We start from the raw sequence: 25729 nt of genomic DNA on the forward strand, positions 1-25729 counted from the left end.
CGCTCATGGAAGCTGCAAGTTACCCTGCCTGGGCTCAACGCCTGATCCAGGATTGCAGCGAGAGCAAGCGCCGGGTTGTCGAACACGAACTGTACCAACGCATGCGAGACAACAAACTCAGTGCAAAGACCATGCGCCAATACCTGATCGGTGGCTGGCCGGTGGTCGAACAGTTCGCGTTGTATATGGCACAAAACCTCACCAAGACACGCTTTGCCCGTCATCCCGGCGAAGACATGGCCCGTCGCTGGCTGATGCGTAATATCCGCGTCGAATTGAACCACGCCGATTACTGGGTGCACTGGAGCCGCGCGCACGGTGTCAGCCTGGAAGACCTTCAGGCGCAGCAGGTTGCACCGGAGCTTCATGCCTTGAGTCATTGGTGCTGGCATACCAGTTCAGCCGACTCGCTGATCGTTGCGATTGCCGCCACCAACTACGCCATCGAAGGGGCGACCGGGGAATGGTCGGCGGTAGTCTGTTCCAACGGCATCTACGCCACCTCGTTCCCCGAGGAGGATCGCAAGCGGGCGATGAAGTGGCTGAAGATGCATGCCCAGTACGACGATGCCCATCCTTGGGAAGCCCTGGAAATCATCTGCACATTGGCAGGCACCAACCCGAGCAAGTCCCTGCAGGTGGAGTTGCGCCAGGCTGTGTGCAAGAGCTACGACTACATGTACCTGTTTCTCGAACGTTGCATGCAGTTGGAGCACGCAGAAAGAGCGCCGGTCGCGCGTGAGCGGATGGCACTGGCTGAAGGCTGATTCAATCGCTGCTTGAAAAAACTGTGGGAGCGAGCCTGCTCGCGAATTCGGACTGTCAGTCAACATCATCGTTGAAGGTCAGATCCCATTCGCGAGCAGGCTCGCTCCCACATTGTCTTGTGTCGCGGCTAATGACTCAGCCCGCCATCTTCAGTCGGTTACGACCTTCGCGCTTGGCTACATACAATGCGCTGTCTGCCCGTCGCAACAGGCTTTCGGCAGACTCGCCGGGTAACAGTGTCGAACAGCCGAGGCTGACTGTCAGTACGATCATATGACTATCGGCCAGGTACTCTTGCGACTGCACTGCAAAACGCAGCCGCTCGCCGACCATGGCCGCCGCCTCACGGCTGGTGTTCGACAGCAGGATCAGGAACTCTTCACCGCCATAGCGAAACACCATGTCCACGTTGCGCAGCTGGTTTTTGATCGAGGCAGCGACCGCCTTGAGCACGTCATCGCCTGTGCTGTGGCCGTGGGTGTCATTGACCTGCTTGAAATGATCGATGTCCAGCATCAACACCGATAACGGTTGCAGATGGCGCCTGGATAGCTCGATTTCCCTTTGCAACGTCTGGTCCATGGCGATTCGGTTGCCGGTGCCCGTCAGCGGGTCGCGCAGTGCGCATTGGGTGGCGGTACGGTAAAGCAGCGCGTTGCGCATCGGGAAAAGCAGCGCGGCCAGCAGTGATTCGAGATTGCCCTGTTCCTGTTCGCTGAAACGCTGATTGCGGCGGAAAATCAGCTCACCCAGGTGTTCGCCTTCGTGGCTGAGGCTGTAACTGATGGAATGGTGGCCGCGTTGGCCGAACTCCAGACGCAAGTCACTGCTCTTGTGCAGGTAGCACAAAGCGTCCAGCGGCACCAATCGCTGAATCTCGCGATAGAACGTCCCAAGAATGCGTTGCGGTTCCAGACTGGTTTGCAGCTGCAGGCTCAGTTGCTGGCGCAATTGTGCAAGACTGACAGGCCTTGTCAGAGGAGGCGGCTGCTGACCAAAGCCCAGGCGCTGCAATTTGGCGCTATCGAAGTCAATTGCGTTGGTCTGGGAAGGTGGTTTCATAAGGTGTGCGCCCCTAAGCGGTAAGGCTGTCTTACAAGCAGGGTGAGAGCGGCTTAGGCTGCGCGTCGTACTGGTCCGTCAGTCCCGTAGGACATTTCGTACAAGTTTAATCTGCTTTGTAGGAGATAAGTAATCGCCGCACTCAAGCTTCGTCCCGTCTGCTTTCACGTTTCGTGTCTGAGCAAACTTGGAGCGAAAGTCGTGCCATTTGGTTCATCTGAGTAAAAGCTGTGTTAAATCAACGGATTGTTGTTTTTTTGTTGCCTGTGTAGCACAGCGTGTGACGTTTGTTTGACAGGTGCCTGGCTCGAGTCCGGGAGCCTTCGAGTGCCGCGACAGTAAGCTGGCGCGGCACTTAAAAGCGACGTACGGTCGCTACTGGGCGTTGAACGCCTGGCCGTTGATACCGGTGCTGTCCGGGCCCATCAGGTAAAGGTAGACCGGCATGATCTCCTCGGGCGTCGGGTTGTTCAGCGGATTTTCGCCCGGGTAAGCCTGGGCGCGCATGCTGGTGCGGGTAGCGCCCGGGTTGATGCTGTTGGAGCGTACCGGGGCCACGGTATCGACTTCGTCGGCCAGGGTTTGCATCAGGCCTTCAGTGGCGAATTTTGAGACGCCGTAAGCGCCCCAGTACGCACGTCCCTTGCGGCCGACGCTGCTGGACGTGAACACCACCGAAGCATCTTGCGACAGCTTGAGCAGCGGCAGCAGAGTGCTGGTGAGCATGAACATGGCATTGACGTTGACTTGCATGACCCGCATGAAGTTTTCGCCGGACAACTGCTCGATCGGCGTGCGCGGGCCGATGATCGAAGCATTGTGCAGCAGGCCGTCGAGATGCCCGAATTCGCTTTCGATCATCGCCGCTAGCTCATCGTATTGATGGGGCAGGGCGGTTTCGAGGTTGAAGGGGATGACTGCCGGTTGTGGATGGCCGGCGGCTTCGATTTCGTCGTAGACCTGGGTCAGATTAGCTTCGGTCTTGCCCAGCAGCAGCACGGTTGCGCCGTGGGCCGCGTAGGTTTTTGCCGCTGCGGCGCCAATACCACGTCCTGCACCGGTGACCAGAATGACCCGATCCTTGAGCAGTTCGGGGCGGGCGGAATAATCAAACATAAAAAAACCTCAACAAATCAGAAGACAGGCGCTGCCCTTGTAGGAGCGAGCTTGCTCCGGGCGGCGTTCCGACGATGGTCGTCAACGATTACGCGTAAAGCCTGACACCCAGCGGCGTTCTCAGGTTTTTCGCGAGCAAGCTCGCTCCTACAAAAAAGCGATTCGACTTAGCAGCTGCACAGCGCGCTATCGAGCACCTTGCGCAACTCCAGCGGATGATCGACCACCACATCTGCACCCCAATGCCGCGGGTTGTCATCCGGGTGGATATAGCCGAAGGTCACCGCAGCAGTCTTGGTGCCGGCATCGCGGCCCGATTCGATGTCGCGCAAGTCATCACCTACGAACAGCACGCTGGCCGGGTCCAGGTCGAGCATCTTGCAGGCCAGAATCAGCGGCTCGGGATCCGGTTTGCTGTTTTTCACGTGATCGGGGCAGATCAGCAGTGCCGATCGCTCGGCCAGCCCCAGCTGTTGCATGATCCGCTCGGCGAATCGCAGTGGCTTGTTGGTGACCACGCCCCAGACCAGGTTGGCTTTTTCGATGTCGGCGAGCAATTGAGCCATGCCGTCGAACAGCTTGCTATGAACGGCGCAACCCACGAGGTAGCGCTCCAGGAACTCCAGGCGCAACGCTTCGAACCCCGGCGATTCCGGGTCCATGGCGAAGGTCACTGCGACCATTGCGCGGGCGCCGCCGGAAATCTCGTCGCGGATATGCTTGTCGTTCATGGGTGGCAAGCCGCGGTCGGCACGCATCGCCTGGCAGATCGCAATGAAGTCCGGCGCGGTGTCGAGCAGGGTGCCGTCCATGTCGAAAAGAACTGCTCTGATTGGCATCGGCTTACTCCTCGCGCAGGGTCTGGATCATGTAGTTGACGTCCACGTCGGCCGCCAGTTTGTAGTGCTTGGTCAGCGGGTTGTAGGTCAGGCCGATGATGTCCTTGACGGTCAGGCCGGCCATGCGGCTCCAGGCGCCGAGTTCGGACGGGCGGATGAATTTCTTGAAGTCGTGGGTGCCGCGCGGCAGCAACTTCATGATGTATTCGGCGCCGACGATGGCGAACAGATACGCTTTCGGGTTGCGGTTGATGGTGGAGAAGAACACCTGGCCGCCGGGCTTGACCATGCGGAAGCAGGCGCGGATGACCGACGAAGGGTCCGGCACGTGCTCGAGCATTTCCAGGCAGGTGACCACGTCGAACTGCTCGGGCATTTCCTCGGCCAGGGCTTCGGCGGTGATCTGCCGGTATTCGACGTTGACGCCCGACTCCAGCTGATGCAACTGCGCGACCGCCAACGGCGCTTCACCCATGTCGATACCCATCACGGTCGCGCCGCGCTGAGCCATGGCTTCGCTGAGGATGCCGCCGCCGCAACCGACGTCGAGGGCCTTCTTGCCGGCCAGGTTGACGCGTTCGTCGATCCAGTTGACTCGCAGCGGGTTGATATCGTGCAGCGGTTTGAATTCGCTTTCGCGGTCCCACCAGCGATGGGCCAGGGCCTCGAATTTGGCGATTTCGGCGTAGTCGACGTTGCTCATGGTCTAGTCCTCTAAAACTTGAAAAATCCTGTTGCCCCGGGTTGTGCTCCAGGGGGCTTACGATTCGGTACGGCCGCTGATGCGCTGGCCCCAGGCCCTCGCGACAGTGCCAAGCTGTTGTTCATCCAGGCGTGTCAGGCGACGGTCGTCGAGTAGCTGCTTGCCGGCAACCCAAAGGTGTTTCACGCAGTCCCGCCCGGTGGCGTATATAAGCTGCGAAACCGGATCGTAGACCGGTTGCTGGGCCAGGCCGGAGAGGTCGAACGCGACCATGTCCGCGGCTTTGCCGATTTCCAGTGAGCCGGTTTCGGCCTCGATACCCAGTGCCCGGGCTCCGTTGAGGGTGGCCATGCGCAAGGCACGATGGGCGTCCAGCGCGGTAGCCGAGCCAGCGACAGCCTTGGCCAGCAAGGCCGCGGTGCGGGTTTCGCCGAGCAGGTCCAGGTCATTGTTGCTGGCTGCGCCATCGGTGCCGACCGCGACATTGACCCCAGCCTGCCACAAACGCTCGACCGGGCAGAACCCGCTGGCCAGCTTCAGGTTCGACTCCGGGCAATGAATCACACTGCTGTTGCTTTCTACCAGCAGTGCCAGGTCTTCCTCGCTGATCTGGGTCATGTGAACCGCCTGGAAGCGCGGCCCCAGCAAACCCAGGCGCGCCAGTCGGGCCAGTGGTCGTTCACCGCGCTGTTCGACTGATTGTTGTACTTCGAAGGCGGTTTCATGCACGTGCATGTGGATCGAAGCGTCCAGTTCCTCGGCGATCATCCGGATTTTTTCCAGGTTTTCGTCGCCTACGGTGTAGGGGGCATGGGGGCCGAAGGTGATTTTGATGCGTTCGTGGTGCTTGAAATCGCCAAACAGCTCAACGCCCTGACGGATGGCTTCGTCCGCCGTACCAGCGCCAGGAATCGGGAAATCGAGGATCGGAATCGCGATTTGTGCGCGAATGCCACTGTTGTGCACGCGCTCGCTGGCAATCTTCGGGAAGAAGTACATGTCAGAGAAACAGGTGATGCCGCCTTTGATTTGCTCGGCGATGGCAAGGTCGGTGCCGTCGCGCACGAAATCTTCATCGACCCATTTGGCCTCGGCGGGCCAGATATGGTTTTCCAGCCAGGTCATCAATGGCAGGTCATCGGCCAGGCCACGGAACAGTGTCATCGCCGCGTGCCCGTGGGCATTGATCAGACCGGGGCTGAGCAACATGTCGGGCAATTCACGGATTTCGGTTGCGTTAAGCTTCAGTGCGGCAGAACGTGGGCCGATAAACACGATGCGTCCATCACGGATGCCCACGCCATGTTCCTTGAGGACAACACCAGCGGGTTCGACGGGTACCAGCCAGGTCGGCAGCAATAACAGGTCGAGCGCAGCGGCAGTGTTCGGCATCGAAGGTGGGTTCCAGTGCTTTTGTATAGGATGGCGAAGTATACCCGAGCGTCTTCGCGGGGGGATCGCTATAATCGGCGGCTTTTGTTCATGAGTGCGGGGTGAGGGATGCGCGATCGACTGTTGGCTGCGGAAAAGGTAAAGGCCATCGATTGGCGTGATGGCGCTCTTCATCTGCTGGATCAGCGTATTTTGCCGTTCGAGGAAACCTGGATTGCCTACACCAGTGCTGCTGGCGTAGCCGAGGCCATTCGCTCGATGGTGGTGCGCGGTGCGCCGGCGATTGGTATCAGTGCGGCTTATGGCATCGTACTGGCGGCTCGTGCCCGGATTGCCGAAGGTGGCGACTGGTACGCTGCGCTGGAAGAAGATTTCATGCTGTTGGCCGATTCCCGTCCTACCGCCGTCAACCTGTTCTGGGCGCTGGGTCGCATGCACGACCGGCTCGATCGCCTGAAAGACAATGCCGATCCGCTGGCGGCGCTGGAGGCCGAGGCCATCGCCATTCATGAAAGTGATCGCGAAGCCAACCTGACCATGGCGCAACTGGGTGTGGACCTGATCCGCAAGCATCAGGGCAACGCCCAGGCGATCCTGACCCACTGCAACACCGGCGCGCTGGCCACGGGCGGCTTTGGCACCGCGCTGGGGGTGATTCGTGGCGCATTCATCGAGGGCATGGTCGAGCAGGTCTATGTCGACGAAACCCGCCCATGGTTGCAGGGCTCGCGGCTGACCGCGTGGGAACTGGCCAATGAAGGCATTCCCGTGACCCTCAATGTCGATTCCGCCGCTGCGCATATCATGAAGACCAAAGGCCCTACCTGGGTCATCGTCGGCGCTGACCGGATCACCGCCAATGGCGACGTGGCCAACAAGATCGGCACCTATCAACTGGCCGTCAACGCCATGCACCACGGCGTGCGCTTCATGGTGGTGGCGCCGAGTTCAACCATCGACATGAACCTGGCCAGCGGCGATGACATCCCGATTGAAGAGCGTGATGGTCGCGAGTTGCTGGAGGTTGGCGGCAAGCGCGTCGGGGCCGACGTCCATGCCTTTAACCCGGTGTTCGACGTGACGCCGGCGGACCTGATCGATGCGATCGTCACCGAAAAAGGCATCGTCGAGCGCCCGGATACCGCGAAAATGGCGCAGTTGATGTGCCGCAAGCGTCTGCATTAAATCATTCGGGGTGCACGAAATCCCTGTAGGAGCTGCCGAAGGCTGCGATCTTTTGATCTTCCCGGCATAAGTCGGTAACGGTCCCGAAAAGATCGCAGCCTTCGGCAGCTCCTACAGGTCGGTGTTTGCAAGTGAAAAATACCGTTGAATGCCGGTTGATCACACCTCTAAGCCCCTCTCGTCCCCTTCAAGCCTGTCACCGGTCAACTAACTACTCTCCATGCGCATCTGGGGGATAGGTGCGTGGCGGCTCTTGTGATAACATCCCGCGGTTTCCAGGGTTGCCCGAAGTGGCGGCCCGTACTGCGCAGATCCATGGCATAACTCGTTGATTTGTCGTAAGTCGGTGCATGGCACTCAGTCTGCATCGGCGAGCTTCGTTCGTCCCATATGGATGTGACGAAGTTTCACCAGAAAAAGGAATCAGGCTTCTCATGGGCGAACTGGCCAAAGAAATCCTCCCGGTCAATATCGAAGACGAGCTGAAGCAGTCCTACCTCGACTACGCGATGAGCGTAATTGTCGGGCGGGCACTGCCGGATGCGCGCGATGGCTTGAAGCCCGTGCACCGGCGCGTGCTGTTCGCAATGAGCGAGCTGGGCAACGACTTCAACAAGCCGTACAAGAAATCTGCCCGTGTTGTCGGTGACGTGATCGGTAAGTATCACCCGCACGGTGATACCGCGGTGTACGACACCATCGTTCGGATGGCGCAGCCATTCTCCCTGCGCTACCTGCTGGTAGACGGCCAGGGCAACTTCGGTTCGGTGGACGGCGACAACGCCGCGGCCATGCGATACACCGAAGTGCGCATGACCAAGCTGGCGCACGAGCTGCTGGCTGACCTGCATAAAGAAACCGTGGACTGGGTGCCGAACTACGACGGCACCGAAATGATCCCGGCGGTCATGCCGACCCGTATTCCCAACCTGTTGGTCAACGGCTCCAGCGGTATTGCCGTGGGCATGGCGACCAACATTCCGCCGCACAACCTCGGTGAAGTCATCGACGGTTGCCTGGCGCTCATCGACAACCCCGAGCTGACCGTCGATGAACTGATGCAATACATCCCTGGTCCGGACTTCCCGACCGCTGCGATCATCAACGGTCGCGCCGGTATCATCGAAGCCTACCGCACCGGTCGCGGCCGCATTTACATGCGCGCCCGCTCGATGATCGAAGACATCGACAAGGTCGGTGGTCGTCAGCAGATCGTCATCACCGAGCTCCCTTACCAGCTGAACAAGGCGCGTCTGATCGAGAAGATCGCCGAGCTGGTCAAAGAGAAGAAGCTTGAAGGCATCACCGAGCTGCGCGACGAGTCCGACAAGGACGGTATGCGCGTCGTGATCGAATTGCGTCGCGGTGAAGTACCTGAGGTGATCCTCAACAACCTCTACGCCCAGACCCAGCTGCAAGCGGTGTTCGGTATCAACATCGTCGCGCTGATCGACGGCCGTCCGCGGATCCTGAACCTCAAGGACCTGCTGGAAGCGTTCGTTCGTCACCGTCGCGAAGTGGTGACCCGTCGTACCGTGTTCGAACTGCGTAAAGCGCGCGAACGTGGCCACATTCTGGAAGGTCAAGCGGTTGCCCTGTCGAACATCGACCCGGTCATCGCCCTGATCAAGGCATCGCCAACGCCGTCGGAAGCCAAGGAAGCGCTGATCAGCACCCCTTGGGAATCCTCGGCGGTGGTGGCGATGGTGGAACGTGCCGGTGCCGATTCGTGCCGTCCGGAAAACCTTGATCCGCAATACGGTCTGCGCGACGGCAAGTACTTCCTGTCGCCAGAACAGGCGCAAGCCATTCTGGAATTGCGTCTGCACCGTCTGACCGGCCTGGAACACGAAAAACTGCTGGCCGAGTATCAAGAGATCCTCAACCAGATCGGCGAGCTGATCCGCATCCTCAACAGCGCCACGCGCCTGATGGAAGTGATCCGCGAAGAGCTGGAAGTGATTCGCGCCGAGTACGGCGACGTACGTCGTACTGAAATCCTCGACGCTCGTCTCGACCTGACCCTGGGTGACATGATCCCGGAAGAAGAACGCGTCGTGACGATTTCCCACGGTGGCTACGCCAAGACCCAGCCGCTGGCTGCGTACCAGGCCCAGCGTCGTGGCGGTAAAGGCAAGTCGGCAACCGGCGTCAAGGATGAGGACTACATCGCTCACCTGCTGGTTGCCAACAGTCACACTACGCTGCTGCTGTTCTCCAGCAAGGGCAAGGTGTACTGGCTGAAAACCTACGAAATACCTGAAGCGTCCCGTGCTGCCCGTGGTCGTCCGCTGGTCAACCTGCTGCCGCTGGACAGTGATGAATACATCACCACCATGCTGCCCGTCGAGGAATACACCGAAGGCCATTTCATCTTCATGGCGACTGCCAAAGGCACCGTGAAGAAGACCCCGCTGGAATCCTTCAGCCGTCAACGCAGCGTCGGCCTGATCGCGTTGGAACTGGATGAAGGCGACGTATTGATCTCCGCCGCCATCACCGATGGCGAGCGTGAAGTCATGCTGTTCTCCGACGGTGGCAAGGTCACTCGCTTCAAGGAAACCGACGTTCGCGCCATGGGCCGTACCGCTCGCGGTGTCCGCGGTATGCGTCTGCCGGAAGGCCAGAAGCTGATTTCCATGCTGATCCCGGAAGAAGGCAGCCAGATCCTCACCGCTTCGGCGCGTGGTTTCGGCAAGCGCACCGCGATCACCGAGTTCCCTGAGTACAAGCGTGGCGGTCAGGGCGTTATCGCCATGGTCAGCAACGAGCGTAACGGCCGTCTGGTCGGCGCGGTCCAGGTGCTTGATGGCGAAGAAATCATGCTGATTTCCGACCAGGGTACTTTGGTTCGTACCCGTGTCGACGAAGTCTCCAGCCTGGGTCGTAACACCCAGGGCGTGACCCTGATCAAACTGGCCAACGATGAAACGCTGGTCGGTCTGGAGCGGGTTCAGGAGCCGTCGGAAGTCGAGGGCGAAGAGCTGGAAGGTGAAGAGGGTGAAGGATTTGTCGGTGAAGTCGTGATCGACGACGTTGCCGAAGACCAGCAACTCGACGCCGCCGCTGACGAAGAACCACAGGAATAAGCGGGTAAGCAGGGGGCGGATGAAAATTCGCCCCCTTGTTGTTTGTCCCTTTGAATAATTTTGTCCCTTCTGTAGGAGCGAGCTCGCTCGCGATGGACGTTAACGATTACGCGGGAGGCCTGGCATCCCGCGGCGTTCTCAGGTTTTTCGCGAGCAAGCTCGCTCCTACAGGGTGTCGATTGATGTTGCGATTTATTGCGTGATACCACCAAATCAGAGCGAGATTGGATGTGAGCAAGAGAGCCTATAACTTCTGTGCCGGTCCCGCGGCGCTTCCCGAAGCTGTCCTGCAGCGCGCCCAGGGTGAACTCCTCGACTGGCACGGCAAGGGCTTGTCGGTCATGGAAATGAGCCATCGCAGTGATGAGTTCGTGTCCATTGCCACCAAGGCCGAGCAGGATCTGCGTGATCTGCTGAATATCCCCTCGAACTATAAAGTGCTGTTCCTGCAAGGTGGCGCCAGCCAGCAATTTGCTCAGATTCCTCTGAACCTGTTGCCGGAAAACGGCTCGGCCGACTATATCGACACCGGTATCTGGTCGCAGAAAGCCATCGAAGAAGCTTCGCGCTACGGCCACGTCAATGTTGCCGGCACCGCCAAGCCTTATGACTATTTCGCCATTCCCGGCCAGAACGAATGGAAGCTGTCGAAAGACGCGGCCTACGTTCACTACGCGCCGAACGAAACCATCGGCGGCCTGGAATTCCAATGGATTCCGGAAACCGGTGATGTACCGCTGGTCGCCGACATGTCTTCGGACATCCTGTCGCGTCCGGTGGATGTTTCACGTTTCGGCATGATCTACGCCGGCGCCCAGAAAAACATCGGTCCGAGCGGTATCGTCGTGAACATCGTTCGCGAAGACCTGCTGGGCCACGCCCGTTCCCTGTGCCCGACTATGCTCAACTACAAGGTCGCGGCCGATAACGGTTCGATGTACAACACCCCGCCGACCCTGGCCTGGTACCTGTCCGGCCTGGTGTTCGAGTGGCTGAAAGAGCAGGGCGGCGTCGAGGCCATCGGCAAGCTCAACGAAGTCAAGCAGCGCACGCTGTACAGCTTCATCGATGCCAGCGGCCTGTACAGCAACCCGATCAACAAATCGGACCGCTCGTGGATGAATGTGCCGTTCCGCCTGGCGGATGATCGTCTGGACAAGCCGTTCCTGGCGGGTGCCGATGAGCGTGGCCTGTTGAACCTCAAGGGGCACCGTTCCGTGGGTGGCATGCGCGCCTCCATCTATAACGCCGTCGACATCAACGCCGTCAATGCGCTGATTTCGTATATGGCAGAGTTCGAGAAGGAACACGGCTAATGTCTGAGCAAGAACTCAAGGCACTGCGCCTGCGCATTGATGCCCTGGACGAAAAGGTCCTGGAGCTGATCAGTGAGCGTGCGCGCTGCGCCCAGGAAGTCGCGCGAGTAAAGATGGCCTCGCTGGCCGAAGGCGAAGTGCCGGTGTTCTATCGTCCTGAGCGCGAAGCTCAGGTGCTCAAGCGTGTCATGGAGCGTAACCAGGGGCCGCTGGGCAACGAAGAGATGGCGCGGTTGTTCCGTGAAATCATGTCTTCGTGCCTGGCGCTCGAGCAGCCGCTGAAAGTGGCTTACCTCGGGCCTGAAGGCACCTTCACCCAGGCTGCGGCCATTAAGCACTTTGGTCACGCAGTGATCAGCAAGCCGATGGCGGCGATCGACGAAGTGTTCCGTGAAGTGGCGGCCGGTGCGGTGAATTTTGGCGTGGTCCCGGTGGAGAACTCCACCGAAGGCGCGGTCAATCACACCCTCGACAGCTTCCTTGAACACGACATGGTGATCTGCGGCGAAGTCGAACTGCGTATCCACCATCACCTGTTGGTCGGTGAAAACACCAAGACCGACAGCATTAGTCGTATCTACTCCCACGCCCAGTCACTGGCCCAGTGCCGCAAGTGGCTGGACGCCCACTACCCGAATGTCGAGCGCGTGGCGGTGTCGAGCAACGCCGAAGCGGCCAAACGGGTCAAGGGTGAGTGGAACTCGGCGGCGATTGCTGGTGACATGGCGGCCGATTTGTACGGGCTGACCCGTTTGGCCGATAAGATCGAGGATCGCCCGGACAACTCCACGCGCTTCCTGATGATCGGTAATCAGGAAGTGCCACCGACTGGCGACGACAAGACCTCGATCATCGTTTCCATGAGCAACAAGCCGGGTGCGCTGCACGAGTTGCTGGTGCCGTTCCACGACAATGGCATCGACCTGACGCGAATCGAGACTCGTCCGTCGCGCAGCGGCAAGTGGACCTACGTGTTCTTCATCGACTTCGTCGGCCACCACCGCGACCCGCTGGTCAAAAGTGTGCTGGAAAAGATCAGTCAGGAAGCAGTGGCACTCAAAGTGCTGGGTTCCTACCCGAAAGCAGTTCTCTAAGGGGCGGTAGCAAATGAGTGGCAATTTCCTCGCTCTGGCGCAGCCGGGCGTGCAACAACTTTCGCCTTACGTTCCGGGCAAGCCCGTGGACGAACTGGCTCGCGAGCTCAATCTCGATCCCGCCAGCATCGTCAAACTGGCGAGCAACGAAAACCCGCTGGGCGCCGGACCAAAGGCGCTGGCGGCCATCCGCGATGCGCTGGTCGAGCTGACCCGCTATCCGGACGGCAACGGTTTTGCGCTCAAGACCCTGCTGGCCGAGCAGTGCCGTGTCGAGCTGAGTCAAGTGACGCTGGGTAATGGCTCCAACGACATTCTTGAGCTGGTGGCGCGCGCCTATCTGGCGCCGGGCCTGAATGCCGTATTCAGCGAGCATGCGTTCGCTGTCTACCCGATTGCCACTCAGGCGGTCGGCGCGCAGGCCAAGGTGATTCCGGCCAAGGATTGGGGACATGACCTGCCCGCCATGCTGGCGGCGATCGATGCCAATACCCGCGTGGTCTTCATCGCCAACCCGAACAACCCGACCGGGACCTGGTTCGACGCCGAGGCGCTGGACGAATTCCTGCAGGATGTTCCGGAGCACGTGCTGGTGGTGCTGGACGAGGCCTACATCGAGTACGCCGAAGGCAGCGACTTGCCGGATGGCCTGGACTTCCTGGCGGCTTATCCGAACCTGCTGGTTTCCCGCACCTTCTCCAAGGCCTATGGCCTGGCGGCGCTGCGCGTGGGTTATGGCTTGTCCACGGCGGTGGTCGCGGACGTGCTGAACCGCGTACGCCAGCCGTTCAACGTCAACAGTCTGGCTCTGGCCGCGGCCTGTGCGGCGTTGAAGGACGAAGAGTATCTGGCGCAAAGCCGTCATTTGAATGAAGCCGGCATGCTGCAACTGGAGACGGGTTTTCGTGAATTGGGATTGAGCTGGATTGCGTCCAGGGGCAACTTCATTTGCGTGGACCTGGGTCAGGTTGCAGCGCCAGTGTTCCAGGGCTTGCTTCGTGAAGGCGTGATCGTGCGTCCGGTAGCGAATTACGGCATGCCGAATCACCTGCGCATCACCATTGGTCTGCCGGCGGAGAACAGCCGCTTCCTCGAGGCGCTGACCAAGGTTCTGGCTCGTGGTTGATGTCACTGCGCTGCAATCTGCTGAACCTATGATCGGTCGCCTGGTGGTGGTCGGTCTTGGGTTGATCGGCGGTTCGTTTGCCAAGGGCTTGCGTGAGAGCGGCATATGCCGCGAAGTGGTCGGGGTCGATCTCGATCCGCAATCGCGCAAACTCGCGGTCGAATTGGGTGTGGTGGATCGCTGCGAGGAAGACCTGGGCGTTGCTTGTCAGGGTGCTGATGTGATTCAGCTGGCAGTGCCGATTCTGGCCATGGAAAAAGTGCTCGCGCGTTTGGCGAGCATGGATCTGGGGCAAGCGATCCTGACCGATGTCGGCAGCGCCAAAGGCAATGTGGTGCGTGCGGCAACCGAGGCGTTCGGCGGCATGCCGGTGCGGTTCGTGCCGGGCCATCCGATTGCCGGTTCCGAGCAGAGCGGAGTGGAAGCCTCCAACGCCGAGCTGTTTCGTCGCCACAAAGTGATCCTCACGCCGCTGGATCAGACCGATCCGGCAGCCCTGGCGGTAGTCGACCGTTTGTGGCGCGAATTGGGCGCCGACGTCGAGCACATGCAGGTCGAACGTCACGACGAAGTCTTGGCGGCGACCAGTCATCTGCCGCATTTGCTGGCGTTCGGCTTGGTCGATTCGTTGGCCAAGCGCAATGAAAATCTTGAGATCTTCCGTTACGCTGCGGGCGGTTTCCGCGATTTCACGAGAATCGCCGGAAGCGACCCGGTCATGTGGCACGACATCTTCCTCGCCAACCGCGAAGCTGTCCTGCGCACACTCGATACATTTCGCAGCGATCTCGACGCCTTGCGCGACGCGGTCGATGCAGGGGATGGGCACCAATTGTTGGGCGTATTCACTCGCGCCCGGGTTGCCCGCGAGCATTTCAGTAAAATCCTGGCCCGCAGGGCCTATGTGGACGCTATGAATTCCAACGATCTGATTTTCCTGGCTCAACCTGGTGGCCGCTTGTCCGGTCGGATTCGCGTACCAGGTGACAAATCGATTTCCCACCGTTCGATCATGCTCGGTTCCCTGGCTGAAGGCGTCACCGAAGTCGAAGGTTTCCTCGAGGGCGAAGATGCCCTGGCGACCTTGCAGGCATTCCGTGACATGGGCGTCGTCATCGAAGGCCCGCACCACGGTCGCGTGACCATTCACGGTGTCGGCCTGCATGGCCTGAAGCCGGCACCGGGCCCGATCTATCTGGGCAACTCCGGTACTTCGATGCGTCTGCTGTCCGGCCTGCTGGCCGCGCAGAACTTCGACAGCACCCTGACCGGCGACGCTTCGCTGTCCAAGCGCCCGATGAATCGCGTGGCCAATCCACTGCGTGAAATGGGCGCCGTGATCGAAACCGCCGCCGAAGGTCGTCCACCGATGACCATTCGTGGGGGCAACAAGCTCAAGGGCCTGACCTACACCATGCCGATGGCCAGTGCCCAGGTTAAGTCCTGCCTGCTGCTGGCCGGCCTGTATGCCGAAGGCAAGACCACGGTTACCGAGCCTGCTCCGACCCGCGACCATACCGAGCGCATGCTGCGTGGCTTCGGCTATCCGGTAACGGTCAACGGTGCGACCGCATCGGTCGATTCCGGCAACAAGCTGACCGCGACCCACATTGAAGTCCCGGGTGATATTTCGTCCTCGGCATTTTTCCTGGTGGCGGCATCGATCGCCGAAGGTTCGGAACTGGTGCTCGAACACGTCGGCATCAACCCGACCCGTACCGGTGTGATCGACATCCTGCGCCTGATGGGCGCCGACATCACCCTGGAAAACCAGCGTGAAGTGGGCGGCGAACCGGTAGCTGATTTGCGCGTACGTGCAGCTAAACTCAAGGGTATCGAGATTCCCGAGGCGCTGGTTCCGCTGGCGATCGACGAGTTCCCGGTGCTGTTCGTCGCCGCCGCATGCGCTGAAGGGCGCACCGTGTTGCGTGGCGCCGAAGAGCTGCGGGTCAAGGAGTCGGATCGTATCCAGGTCATGGCCGATGGCTTGCTGGCATTGGGCGTCAAGTGCGAGCCAACCCCGGATGGCATCATCATCGACGGCGGCCAGATCGGCGGCGGTGAAGTGCACGGCCATGGTGATCATCGTATTGCCATGGCGTTCAGCGTTGCTTCGCTACGCGCCAGTGCTCCGATCCGCATTCATGATTGCGCCAACGTCGCGACGTCGTTCCCGAATTTCCTGGCGCTGTGCGCACAGGTCGGTATTCGCGTGGCACAAGAGGCACAGTCGTGATCAGCATTGCACCGGTCATCACCATCGATGGACCAAGCGGTTCGGGCAAGGGCACGGTAGCCGGGATTCTGGCCAAGCGCCTGGGCTGGAACCTGCTGGACTCCGGTGCGTTGTACCGATTGCTGGCCTTCGCCGCGCATAACCATGGTGTCGACCTGACCAATGAAGAGCTGTTGAAGAAACTCGCCGCTCATCTGGATGTGCAGTTCATCGCGGCGACGGACGGTCAGTTGCAACGCATCATTCTGGAAGGTGATGAAGTCAGCGATGTCATTCGCACCGAAAGCGTCGGTTCCGGCGCGTCCCAGGTCGCTGCGCTGCCTGCTGTACGCGAGGCGCTGCTGCAGCGCCAGCGAGCTTTTCAGGAAGCGCCGGGTCTTGTGGCGGATGGTCGCGACATGGGCACCGTGGTTTTTCCCGACGCGCCGCTGAAGATTTTTCTGACCGCCAGCGCCGAGGAGCGGGCACGCCGTCGATATTTGCAGTTGAAGGGCAAAGTCGAGGGTGTTAGTCTGTCGAGTCTGCTAGATGAGATACGTGCACGCGATGAGCGTGACACCCAGCGAGCGGTAGCCCCGCTCAAACCGGCGGCTGACGCCATACAGCTGGATTCCACGGAATTATCCATCGACCAGGTGCTGGAACGCATCATGAGCGAGATCGCCATTCGCGATATCGCCGGGTGACCAAGAAGGCCGCAGGGGACCAGTCATAGTCCTGCGGTGGCTTCTTTTAAATGAAACTAACCCACACCGTCTGGGGTGTGGAGATGGGCGTATTCTTCGCCCTCATCAACAGGAATTAAAATGAGCGAAAGCTTTGCGGAACTCTTTGAAGAAAGCCTAAAAACCCTGAACCTTCAGGCAGGCTCCATCATCACCGGTGTTATCGTTGATATCGATTACCAGGCTCGCTGGGTAACCGTTCACGCTGGCCTGAAGTCTGAAGCACTCATCCCGCTTGAGCAGTTCTACAACGACGCTGGCGAACTGAACATCAACGTCGGTGACGAAGTTCACGTTGCTCTGGACTCGGTTGAAGACGGCTTTGGTGAAACCAAGCTGTCCCGTGAAAAAGCCAAGCGCGCTGAATGCTGGATTGTTCTGGAAGCAGCCTTCGCAGCCGAAGAAGTGGTCAAGGGCGTTATCAACGGTAAGGTTAAAGGCGGCTTCACTGTCGACGTTAACGGCATCCGTGCGTTCCTGCCAGGTTCTCTGGTTGACGTCCGTCCAGTGCGTGACACCACGCACCTGGAAGGCAAAGAGCTGGAATTCAAGGTCATCAAGCTGGACCAGAAGCGCAACAACGTTGTCGTTTCCCGTCGCAGTGTCCTGGAAGCCGAGAACTCCGCCGAGCGCGAAGCTCTGCTGGAATCCCTGCAGGAAGGCCAACAAGTCAAAGGTATCGTCAAGAACCTCACCGATTACGGCGCATTCGTCGATCTGGGTGGCGTCGATGGCCTGCTGCACATTACCGACATGGCTTGGAAGCGTATCAAGCATCCTTCCGAAATCGTCAACGTTGGCGACGAGATCGATGTCAAGGTTCTGAAGTACGATCGCGAGCGCAATCGTGTTTCCCTGGGCCTGAAGCAGCTGGGCGAAGATCCATGGGTTGCTATCAAAGCCCGTTACCCGGAAAGCACTCGCGTTACCGCGCGTGTAACCAACCTGACCGACTACGGCTGCTTCGCTGAGCTGGAAGAAGGCGTTGAAGGTCTGGTGCACGTTTCTGAAATGGACTGGACCAACAAGAACATCCACCCTTCGAAAGTCGTACAAGTCGGCGACGAAGTGGAAGTTATGGTTCTGGACATCGACGAAGAGCGTCGTCGTATCTCCCTCGGCATCAAGCAGTGCAAATCCAACCCATGGGAAGATTTCTCTGGCCAGTTCAACAAGGGCGATAAAATCTCCGGCACCATCAAGTCGATCACCGATTTCGGTATCTTCATTGGTCTGGACGGTGGCATCGACGGTCTGGTTCACCTGTCCGACATCTCCTGGAGCGAAGTGGGCGAAGAAGCCGTTCGCCGCTTCAAGAAGGGCGACGAGCTGGACACCGTTATCCTGTCGGTTGACCCAGAGCGCGAGCGCATCTCCCTGGGTATCAAGCAACTGGAAAGCGATCCGTTCTCCGAGTACGTTCAAGAGAACGACAAAGGCGCCATCGTTAAAGGCATCGTGAAGGAAGTTGACGCTAAAGGCGCCATCATCACTCTGGCCGACGATATCGAAGCGACTCTGAAAGCCTCCGAAATCAGCCGTGACCGCGTTGAAGACGCGCGCAACGTTCTGAAAGAAGGCGAAGAAGTAGAAGCCAAGATCATCAGCGTTGACCGTAAGAGCCGTGTAATTCAGCTCTCGATCAAGTCGAAAGACGTTGAAGACGAGAAAGAAGCAATTCAGAGCCTGCGCGACAAGCCAGTAGCTACTGATGCTCCTGTGGCCACCACTCTGGGTGACCTGCTGCGTGCACAAATGGAAAAACAGAACTAAGTTCTGACTTTCTGTAAAAAAGGGCGACTTCGGTCGCCCTTTTTTGTGCCTGGAGTTTGGTGAATTTCGCTCGGCTGTAGCTACTCGAGTCGTGAACCAAAGGTGCTGAAAAAATGTCTGATTGTTTAGTCGGATCAAGCACTTATTTGCAGCTAGTCTTTAGCCTGAGACTAATGATCGCCCGGTGGGCGTTCTGGCAAAAGGACGTGAATGAACAAGCTAATTGTCGCAGTAGCAGTGCTGGCGCTAGCGGGTTGTACCACCAGTGCCAAAACTCACGTGGTGCGCGGGGTCAGCGGCATAGAGGTCGATTGTTCGGGGCTCGGTTCGAGATGGGAGAGGTGTTACAAACGCGCGGCCAAGGAGTGCAGAGGGGCAGGCTACAAAGTCGTCGCGAGATCTGATGATGTCAAGGAAGAGGAAGAAAGCTTCCTCTTTGGATTCAACCCCGCAGGTTTCCTGACGCGCACTATGTTGGTGATTTGCCGATGAGCTGGTAACCGTTCAGAGGTCTTGCGTCTTTCAGGAATCAAGCATTTTGGGGTTGGGGAATGTATGGCAAAACTCGGGCTGTTCAAAATCATGCCGGCGTACTAGAACCTCTAAAGCGCTGATCTAGGTGCTTGAAAAAGAAGGGAAAAATATGACGAAGTCGGAGTTGATCGAGCGAATTGTCACCCATCAAGGGCTACTCTCATCCAAGGATGTGGAGCTGGCCATCAAGACCATGCTTGAGCAAATGTCCCAATGTCTGGCTACCGGGGATCGTATCGAAATCCGGGGGTTTGGCAGCTTCTCTCTGCACTATCGCGCACCACGGGTAGGCCGTAATCCGAAAACCGGGCAGTCTGTCAGTCTTGACGGAAAATTCACTCCGCATTTCAAGCCAGGGAAAGAGCTTAGAGATCGGGTGAATGAGGATGAGGAAGGTTGCCGTGATGATTAGTTGGCGAGACAGCAGTCGTTTCAAGCGATTCGTGATCACAGGGATTGTGTTGTTTGTATCAATTCCATGCCTGCTCTTCGTGCTGGAAAATCAGCAGTTTGTTGCTGTCTCCTTTTCAGGTTTTTCTTCACCGCAGCTTCAGTTGTCGATTTTTGGCGTTGTTTCATTCCTGGTCGGAATGATTGTGTGGGGAGGCAGTGTTGTGTCTGCTTGTACCTTGAGGGTCGGGACTAGGGGATGGTAAGTTGAGCATTGATTTTATTGAAAATTTTTCTGGTGTTCAGCCGGTGCAATGATGCGGTATCCTGCGCGCGTTCGTTGAGACGGGAATTCATTGTTGTTTTGGCTTTAGTTGTCGAGGTTTTCTGGCGCAAATGTAGTCGCAATGGCAACCTACAGGCAATGTGGTGCTGGGTATTGACGGTCAAGATCAGGGCGGCGTCTCTTGGGGGTCGATGGACGATTACATCGAAGAAATGCACCGATGGGATGTTTCTCAGTACTTGCCGGATGATCTGCTGGTAAGGGTCGACCGTGGTGCCATGAGCGCGAGCCTCGAAACCCGGGCACCCTTGCTCGATCATCGAGTCGCGTAACCGGCGTTTTTTTGTCTTCAGAGCAGTTGATCAAAAATGGCGGCGGGAAATGGCTGCTTCGCGAACTGCTTAAGAGATATGTACCTACCTCGTTCTTCGATAGACCCAAGGCGGGCTTCTCTATTCTACTGGCGCAACGGTGCGTGGACTATTGAGAGAGGTGGGTAGAGGGCTTGCTAGCTGAGGAGCGAATCAGGAGAGAGGGGTATTTCGATTGTCAGAAAACTCGCCCAGCGTGGTTCCAGCATCAAAACGGAACGTACGATCGTAGTCTTCATTTGTGGAATATTCTTATGTTCCAATCCTAGCTTGATAAAAATAGTCGCTAATTCAGATTGAGCAAAAGGTTTTCCATGAAGATAGTTTTCAGTGCGCTCTCTGCCCATCTAGGTGGAGGTCAGACATATCTGATTAACCTTTTTCAGTTCCTACCCTTCGGCAAGGATCTTGAGATTCGCGTGTTCGCCCCTTCATCACTCAAGCTGCGGGATCACCCAAGGATCCGTCGAGACGAACCTGCCTGGCCGACAAAAAATTCGATTGTCAGAGCCTTGTGGGAAAAGTGGGTGCTGCCCGGTATCTTGAAGGCTGAAAAGGCTGACGTACCATTTTGTCCCGGGGGAGTAGTGGGCACTCGCGCACCGGCAGCTTGCAAGGTAGCGAAGATGTTTTGGAGCATGAATCCACTTGATTTGCGCGTACAAAAAAGTTTATCGCTGGGGTTGCAACAACTCAGAAACTGGTTGTTGAACCGCATTATGCTCAAGAGCATATCTGAAGCTGATCTGGCGATATTTATTTCAAACTATGCACGAAGTATCATCGAGTCGCTGACCAAAGCTAAAGAACTCGTTACTATCCATCATGGAATTGGCTCTGTGTTTTGGGCGCTCGGTAAAAGTGCTGTTTGTCCGGACTTCTTGCCCGGGAAAAAGTGCATTTCATATGTGTTGAGATCTGACGATTACAAACACCATTTTAAAGTGGTCAGTGCTTGTGGGGAGCTATCCAGGGAACTTTGCGAAAGGTTTTCGCTGATTCTTGTCGGGGAAACAAATCTGCCGGAAGCGGAGCGTGTAAAGGCTCTGATTGCAACGCTAGGCCTGGAAGATCGGGCCCTGCTACTGGGCGCTACTCCTTGTCAGGGGCTTCTCCTGCTGTATCACCACGCTCATCTGAATCTCTTTGCCTCGTCGTGCGACAACTGCCCAAACATCCTTCTTGATGTGCTCGCTTCAGGTCGGCCGATGATTTGTTCTAATGTTATGCCTATGCCGGAATTTGGATCGGACGCAGCAGTTTGTTTTTCGCCGTTTGATTCCCAAGACATAGGTCAGGTACTGACAGAGGTTTTAACTAATCCCAAACTTTTGAAAAAGCTGGCCGTTGCGACGGTCGCGCAAAGTGATAAGTTTGAATGGGAAGATACCTCAAGAAAAAAGTGCTCCGAACTGCTGGCGTTGGCTAAGTTACACAAAGTGGGTGTTTGATAAATGAGAGTTCTCGTGGTATCGCAGTATTTCTGGCCGGAATCTTTTATTATCAACGACCTGGTCAAGAGCTTATCTGCCCAGGGGCACGTCGTAAAAGTTCTTACCGGCAAGCCGAATTATCCGGATGGTGCTGTGTTCGACGGCTACCAAGCTTGCGGATATCAGGAAGAAAGTTACGAAACGACAGTTAGAGTATGCCGTGCACCGCTTAGACCTCGCGGCTCTTCGGGCGCAAAAAACCTGATACTGAACTATTTGTCCTATATCGTAAATGGACTGAGATTTTACCCGAACGCTGTAAAGGGTGAGAGTTATGACGCAATCTTTGTGTTTGCACCTTCCCCGATTACGTCAGTCATTCCTGCCATCTATTTGAAATGGAAACTCAAGAGTCATCTGGCAGTATGGGTCCAGGATCTCTGGCCAGAGAGCTTGAGTGCGACGGGATTTATCCGGAATAAATCGCTCTTGCGCGTGGTAGGGTGGGGAGTCAGAGGCATTTACGCCTGCGTTGACACTTTACTCGTCCAGTCGAGGGCATTCCGGGAGCCGGTTGCTCGCTATGCTGATCCTGGTAAGGTCGTATATTACCCAAATTGCTATCAGGATACTCCGTCAGGCTCGGAAGAGACTCTGATTCCTGCATCGCTGCTTGCGGAGCTCGAAAACCATTTCTGTCTCGTTTTTGCTGGCAATCTGGGGACCGCACAATCGGTCGAAACCTTGGTTGAGGTAGCAGACAGGCTTCGCCATCTATCCAAACTCCGAATTGTGCTGGTCGGCAGCGGTAGCATGCTGAGCTGGATCGAAAGCCAGAAAAAATCCCGATCATTGGACAACCTTGTCCTCGCCGGTCGGTTTCCGGTAAGTGAAATGCCACATTTTTTCAGTCGTGCCACTGGATTGTTGGTGACGTTGAAGCAAGATGAGGCGTTCTCCTATACCATTCCCAGTAAAGTCCAGGCTTACCTGGCAGCGGGAAGGCCGATTGTCGCCGCGCTGGATGGTGAAGGGGCTCGGATCATTCAAGAGGCCAATGCAGGCCTGACGAGCCCGGCGCAAGATGCCGAAGGCATGGCCAGGTGCATTGAGCAACTTTTCCACATGAGTTCGGATGAACGGGAATCATTGGGGCAGTCGGGCAGGGCGTACTACCTCGAGCATTTCGAAATGGAGCGTCAAAGCCAGCGTCTCGTCGAAATCCTCTGTACCAGGATCAATGAATTGAAAGGTAGCTCAAAATGAAAGTTCTAGTGTTAGGGGTCACCGGGATGCTGGGTAGCACGGTGTTCAGGCAATTCCATGGAAACCCACGTTTTGAGGTGTGGGGCACTTTACGTAACCCGGGTGGCGCAAAATACTTTTCAGACGAAACTCGCGGTTCGTTAATCAGCAATGTTGACGTGCTGGACCAGGACTCGCTGGTTTCGGTGCTGGCAAAGGTCAAGCCTGATGTCGTCATCAACTGCGTCGGCTTGATCAAGCAACTGGCCGATGCCAAGGATCCCCTTTCAGCGCTTCCCATCAATGCCATGTTGCCGCATCGCATTGCCAAGTTGTGCGAACTGTCTGGCGCTCGCTTGATTCACATCAGTACCGACTGCGTGTTTTCCGGGCGTAAAGGGCTTTACACTGAAGAGGATATCTCCGATGCGGAGGATCTCTACGGCAAGTCCAAGTACATTGGCGAGCTTCATGCCCAGCCGAATGCAGTCACCCTCCGGACTTCAATCATCGGTCACGAACTCGGAAGCCAATACTCGCTGGTGGATTGGTTTCTATCCCAGAACGGGGTCGTCAAGGGCTACGAAAAGGCCATTTTTTCGGGGCTTCCTACCGTGGAGCTGGCGCGTGTCATTCGAGATTATGTGATCCCGAACCCGGAGCTTAAGGGCCTTTATCATGTATCGGTGGCACCCATTGATAAATTGTCTCTGCTGAAATTGGTGGCAGAAGTTTATGAGAAGGAAATCGATATCGTCGCTGACAGTGATCTTTCTATCAATCGTTCGCTGGACTCATCAAAATTCCAATCCGCGACCGGTTATGCTCCACCTTCATGGTTGGAATTGGTCAAATCAATGCGCGCATCGCGTTGATCATTAAATACAATCAAGTTTTGGACGGTAGTTATGTTTGATAATAAAATTTTGATGATCACGGGCGGCACAGGGTCATTTGGTCATACAGTGTTGAAGCGTTTTCTTGATACTGACGTAAAAGAAATTCGCGTATTCAGCCGCGATGAAAAAAAACAGGAAGATATGCGCATTGCCCTGTCGAACGACAAGGTGAAGTTCTATATCGGTGATGTTCGCGATCGCGATAGCCTTGATCAGGCGATGGTCGGCGTGGATTACATTTTTCACGCGGCCGCATTGAAGCAGGTGCCTTCCTGTGAGTTCTACCCTATGGAAGCCGTGCGTACTAACATTATCGGTACCGAAAACGTTCTGAATTCGGCGATTGCTTCGGGTGTTAAGCGCGTTGTCGTGCTAAGTACCGACAAGGCTGTTTATCCAATCAATGCCATGGGTATTTCCAAGGCCATGGCTGAAAAACTGATGGTGGCCAGGTCGCGTATGATTCCGGCATCGGGACCTGTGATCTGCGCGACTCGTTACGGCAATGTCATGGCCTCACGCGGGTCAGTGATCCCGTTGTTTATCAACCAATTGCAAAATGAAGAGCCGCTGACCGTCACCGATCCGAACATGACCCGCTTTCTGATGTCGCTGGAGGACTCTGTCGACCTGGTGCTGCACGCTTTCGAGCATGCCGAGCAAGGCGATATTTTCGTCCAGAAAGCACCTGCCTCAACAGTCGCGGACCTGGCGCAAGCGCTCAAGGAGCTGTTCTCTCGTGACAATACTGTCAAGGTCATTGGCACCCGTCATGGCGAAAAACTCTATGAGTCGCTGATTTCCCGTGAAGAAATGGCCAAAGCCGAAGACATGGGGCGTTACTATCGAATCCCGGCTGACAATCGCGACCTGAACTACAAGAAGTTCTTTGTTGAGGGTGAGCAGGAGATTTCCGATCTTGAAGATTACACCTCGCATAATACGGAACGTCTCGATGTTGAAGGCGTGAAGAAAGTTCTTTTGAATCTGGAATACATTCAGGAGAAACTTGATGCTTAAGGTCATGACGCTGGTCGGCACGCGACCAGAACTTATCAAGATGAGTCGTGTTATTGCAGAGCTGGATAAGCAAGTCAATCATGTGTTGGTCCACTCCGGCCAAAACTATGACTTCGAATTGAATCAGGTATTTTTCGATGATCTTGAAATTCGAAAGCCTGATTACTTTCTGGGCGCCGCCGGTGATACGGCTGCCAAGACCATCGCCGAGGTGATTTCGAAGGCGGATGAAGTATTTGAAGTTGAAAAGCCGGACGCGCTTCTGCTCTATGGCGATACCAATACCTGTCTAGCAGTCATTGCCGCCAAGCGCCGCAAGATACCGGTATTCCATATGGAAGCCGGCAATCGCTGTTTTGATCAGCGAGTTCCCGAGGAACTGAATCGCAAGGTGCTCGATCACCTGAGCGATATCAATATGGTTCTGACCGAGCATGCGCGGCGTTATCTGATCGCTGAAGGGATTCGTCCTGAAACCATCATCAAGACCGGTTCGCATATGGAGGAAGTGCTCGACTACTACATGCCGAAAATTCTCACCTCCGACGTGCTGGTTCGAGAAGGGCTGGAGCAGGATAAATTCTTCATCATCAGCGCTCACCGAGAGGAAAACGTCGATACGCCGGAAAACCTCCGGGATTTGCTCAAGACGCTGCGAGCCTTGGCTGACGAGTATAAGTTTCCGATCATCGTCTCCACTCACCCCCGCACCCGCAAGCGTCTGGAGGCGATAGGCGAATCGCTGGATCACCCGTTGATCCGCTTTTCCAAGCCGTTCGGTCTGCTTGACTACATCAAGCTACAGATGTCGGCATTTTGCGTCCTGTCCGATAGTGGCACCATCACAGAAGAAGCCTCTCTGCTGAACTTGCCTGCCATTACCATCCGTAATGCACATGAGCGTCCGGAGGGGATGGACGAAGGGACACTCATTATGAGTGGCCTGAAAGTGGATGGCGTTCTTAATGCCGTACGTGTGGTGACCAGTCAGCATGATCGTGATCAGCGTGTCATCCCTGTGGTCAGGGATTACCAGGCGGGTCCAGTGTCCAAGCAGGTGGTTCGGGTCGTATTGAGTTATACCGACTACATCAACCGTACGGTCTGGTCGAAACCCTGAGCGGCGT

Annotated in this window: 22 protein-coding genes and 1 pseudogene; 18 read left to right on the plus strand and 5 right to left on the minus strand. The window is 56.9% G+C overall.

The genetic code is table 11. The features are described 5' to 3' along the window. Window positions 1–5 precede the first annotated feature (5 nt). On the plus strand, window positions 6–767 hold the full coding sequence (locus KGA83_RS14070) for a TenA family transcriptional regulator (RefSeq protein WP_263292617.1): 762 nt from the start codon (window positions 6–8) through the stop codon (window positions 765–767). Window positions 768–903: 136 nt separating this feature from the next. On the opposite strand, the gene KGA83_RS14075 is transcribed toward KGA83_RS14070, so the two are convergent. The 5 genes from KGA83_RS14075 to KGA83_RS14095 form a co-directional block, all read right to left on the minus strand. Next, window positions 904–1830 (minus strand): GGDEF domain-containing protein, encoded by a 927-nt coding sequence (locus KGA83_RS14075; protein ID WP_108215407.1) that lies wholly within the window; start codon window positions 1828–1830, stop codon window positions 904–906. A gap of 375 nt (window positions 1831–2205) precedes the next feature. Continuing rightward, on the minus strand, window positions 2206–2946 hold the full coding sequence (locus KGA83_RS14080) for a YciK family oxidoreductase (RefSeq protein WP_007999919.1): 741 nt from the start codon (window positions 2944–2946) through the stop codon (window positions 2206–2208). A 167-nt stretch (window positions 2947–3113) separates the two neighbouring features. Continuing rightward, window positions 3114–3785, minus strand: coding sequence for an N-acetylmuramic acid 6-phosphate phosphatase MupP (mupP, locus tag KGA83_RS14085; RefSeq protein ID WP_223529930.1), 672 nt, complete (start codon window positions 3783–3785; stop codon window positions 3114–3116). A gap of 4 nt (window positions 3786–3789) precedes the next feature. Next, complete coding sequence (ubiG, locus tag KGA83_RS14090) at window positions 3790–4488, minus strand: bifunctional 2-polyprenyl-6-hydroxyphenol methylase/3-demethylubiquinol 3-O-methyltransferase UbiG (RefSeq protein ID WP_204934178.1); 699 nt, start codon at window positions 4486–4488, stop codon at window positions 3790–3792. Window positions 4489–4545: 57 nt separating this feature from the next. Continuing rightward, on the minus strand, window positions 4546–5880 hold the full coding sequence (locus KGA83_RS14095; RefSeq protein ID WP_108215409.1) for a TRZ/ATZ family hydrolase: 1335 nt from the start codon (window positions 5878–5880) through the stop codon (window positions 4546–4548). Window positions 5881–5988: 108 nt separating this feature from the next. Here KGA83_RS14095 and mtnA point away from each other — a divergent pair, with 108 nt between their 5' ends. The 17 genes and pseudogenes from mtnA to wecB all read left to right on the plus strand — a co-directional run bounded on the left by mtnA (window position 5989) and on the right by wecB (window position 25722). Continuing rightward, window positions 5989–7065: an S-methyl-5-thioribose-1-phosphate isomerase gene (mtnA, locus tag KGA83_RS14100; RefSeq protein WP_108215410.1), complete on the plus strand. Its 1077-nt coding sequence runs from the start codon at window positions 5989–5991 to the stop codon at window positions 7063–7065. 434 nt (window positions 7066–7499) lie between these two features. Then, on the plus strand, window positions 7500–10154 hold the full coding sequence (gene gyrA, locus KGA83_RS14105; RefSeq protein WP_108215411.1) for a DNA gyrase subunit A: 2655 nt from the start codon (window positions 7500–7502) through the stop codon (window positions 10152–10154). A 230-nt stretch (window positions 10155–10384) separates the two neighbouring features. Continuing rightward, window positions 10385–11470, plus strand: coding sequence for a 3-phosphoserine/phosphohydroxythreonine transaminase (serC, locus tag KGA83_RS14110; protein WP_223529931.1), 1086 nt, complete (start codon window positions 10385–10387; stop codon window positions 11468–11470). After that, on the plus strand, window positions 11470–12564 hold the full coding sequence (pheA, locus tag KGA83_RS14115; protein WP_108215413.1) for a prephenate dehydratase: 1095 nt from the start codon (window positions 11470–11472) through the stop codon (window positions 12562–12564). The genes serC and pheA overlap by 1 nt, the downstream gene beginning before the upstream one ends. Window positions 12565–12577: 13 nt before the next feature. Further along, window positions 12578–13690 (plus strand): histidinol-phosphate transaminase, encoded by a 1113-nt coding sequence (hisC, locus tag KGA83_RS14120; RefSeq protein WP_223529932.1) that lies wholly within the window; start codon window positions 12578–12580, stop codon window positions 13688–13690. Window positions 13691–13718: 28 nt separating this feature from the next. Beyond that, window positions 13719–15926 (plus strand): bifunctional prephenate dehydrogenase/3-phosphoshikimate 1-carboxyvinyltransferase, encoded by a 2208-nt coding sequence (locus KGA83_RS14125; RefSeq protein ID WP_263292621.1) that lies wholly within the window; start codon window positions 13719–13721, stop codon window positions 15924–15926. Continuing rightward, entirely contained in the window at window positions 15923–16612 is a 690-nt protein-coding gene (cmk, locus tag KGA83_RS14130) for a (d)CMP kinase (RefSeq protein ID WP_008049002.1), read from the plus strand. Before KGA83_RS14125 ends, cmk begins: the two co-directional genes overlap by 4 nt. A gap of 120 nt (window positions 16613–16732) precedes the next feature. Next, the gene (gene rpsA, locus KGA83_RS14135) at window positions 16733–18424 is read left to right on the plus strand and encodes a 30S ribosomal protein S1 (protein WP_108229835.1); all 1692 of its coding nucleotides are present in this window, start codon (window positions 16733–16735) and stop codon (window positions 18422–18424) included. Window positions 18425–18634: 210 nt separating this feature from the next. Beyond that, complete coding sequence (locus KGA83_RS14140; protein ID WP_108215416.1) at window positions 18635–18916, plus strand: hypothetical protein; 282 nt, start codon at window positions 18635–18637, stop codon at window positions 18914–18916. 151 nt (window positions 18917–19067) lie between these two features. Further along, complete coding sequence (ihfB, locus tag KGA83_RS14145) at window positions 19068–19370, plus strand: integration host factor subunit beta (RefSeq protein WP_223529958.1); 303 nt, start codon at window positions 19068–19070, stop codon at window positions 19368–19370. Window positions 19371–19825: 455 nt separating this feature from the next. Then, window positions 19826–19966, plus strand: coding sequence for an asparagine synthase-related protein (locus KGA83_RS29840; RefSeq protein WP_146176366.1), 141 nt, complete (start codon window positions 19826–19828; stop codon window positions 19964–19966). Window positions 19967–19992: 26 nt separating this feature from the next. After that, window positions 19993–20274: pseudogene (locus KGA83_RS30060) on the plus strand (asparagine synthase-related protein). Window positions 20275–20319: 45 nt separating this feature from the next. Then, entirely contained in the window at window positions 20320–21456 is a 1137-nt protein-coding gene (locus KGA83_RS14155) for a glycosyltransferase (protein WP_223529935.1), read from the plus strand. 3 nt (window positions 21457–21459) lie between these two features. Beyond that, window positions 21460–22704: a glycosyltransferase family 4 protein gene (locus KGA83_RS14160; RefSeq protein WP_223529937.1), complete on the plus strand. Its 1245-nt coding sequence runs from the start codon at window positions 21460–21462 to the stop codon at window positions 22702–22704. Further along, window positions 22701–23558: a dTDP-4-dehydrorhamnose reductase family protein gene (locus tag KGA83_RS14165; protein ID WP_223529939.1), complete on the plus strand. Its 858-nt coding sequence runs from the start codon at window positions 22701–22703 to the stop codon at window positions 23556–23558. The genes KGA83_RS14160 and KGA83_RS14165 overlap by 4 nt, the downstream gene beginning before the upstream one ends. 33 nt (window positions 23559–23591) lie before the next feature. Beyond that, window positions 23592–24602 carry a polysaccharide biosynthesis protein gene (locus KGA83_RS14170; RefSeq protein ID WP_108215424.1) on the plus strand — a complete coding sequence of 337 codons (1011 nt, stop codon included), beginning with the start codon at window positions 23592–23594 and terminating at the stop codon, window positions 24600–24602. Further along, a complete protein-coding gene (gene wecB / locus KGA83_RS14175; protein WP_108215425.1) occupies window positions 24595–25722 on the plus strand; it encodes a non-hydrolyzing UDP-N-acetylglucosamine 2-epimerase in 1128 nt (375 codons plus the stop codon). The genes KGA83_RS14170 and wecB overlap by 8 nt, the downstream gene beginning before the upstream one ends. Window positions 25723–25729 lie beyond the last annotated feature (7 nt).

The sequence above is a fragment of the Pseudomonas sp. GL-R-19 genome (genome assembly GCF_019956375.1).
In the GTDB taxonomy this organism is placed as follows: Bacteria; Pseudomonadota; Gammaproteobacteria; order Pseudomonadales; family Pseudomonadaceae; genus Aquipseudomonas.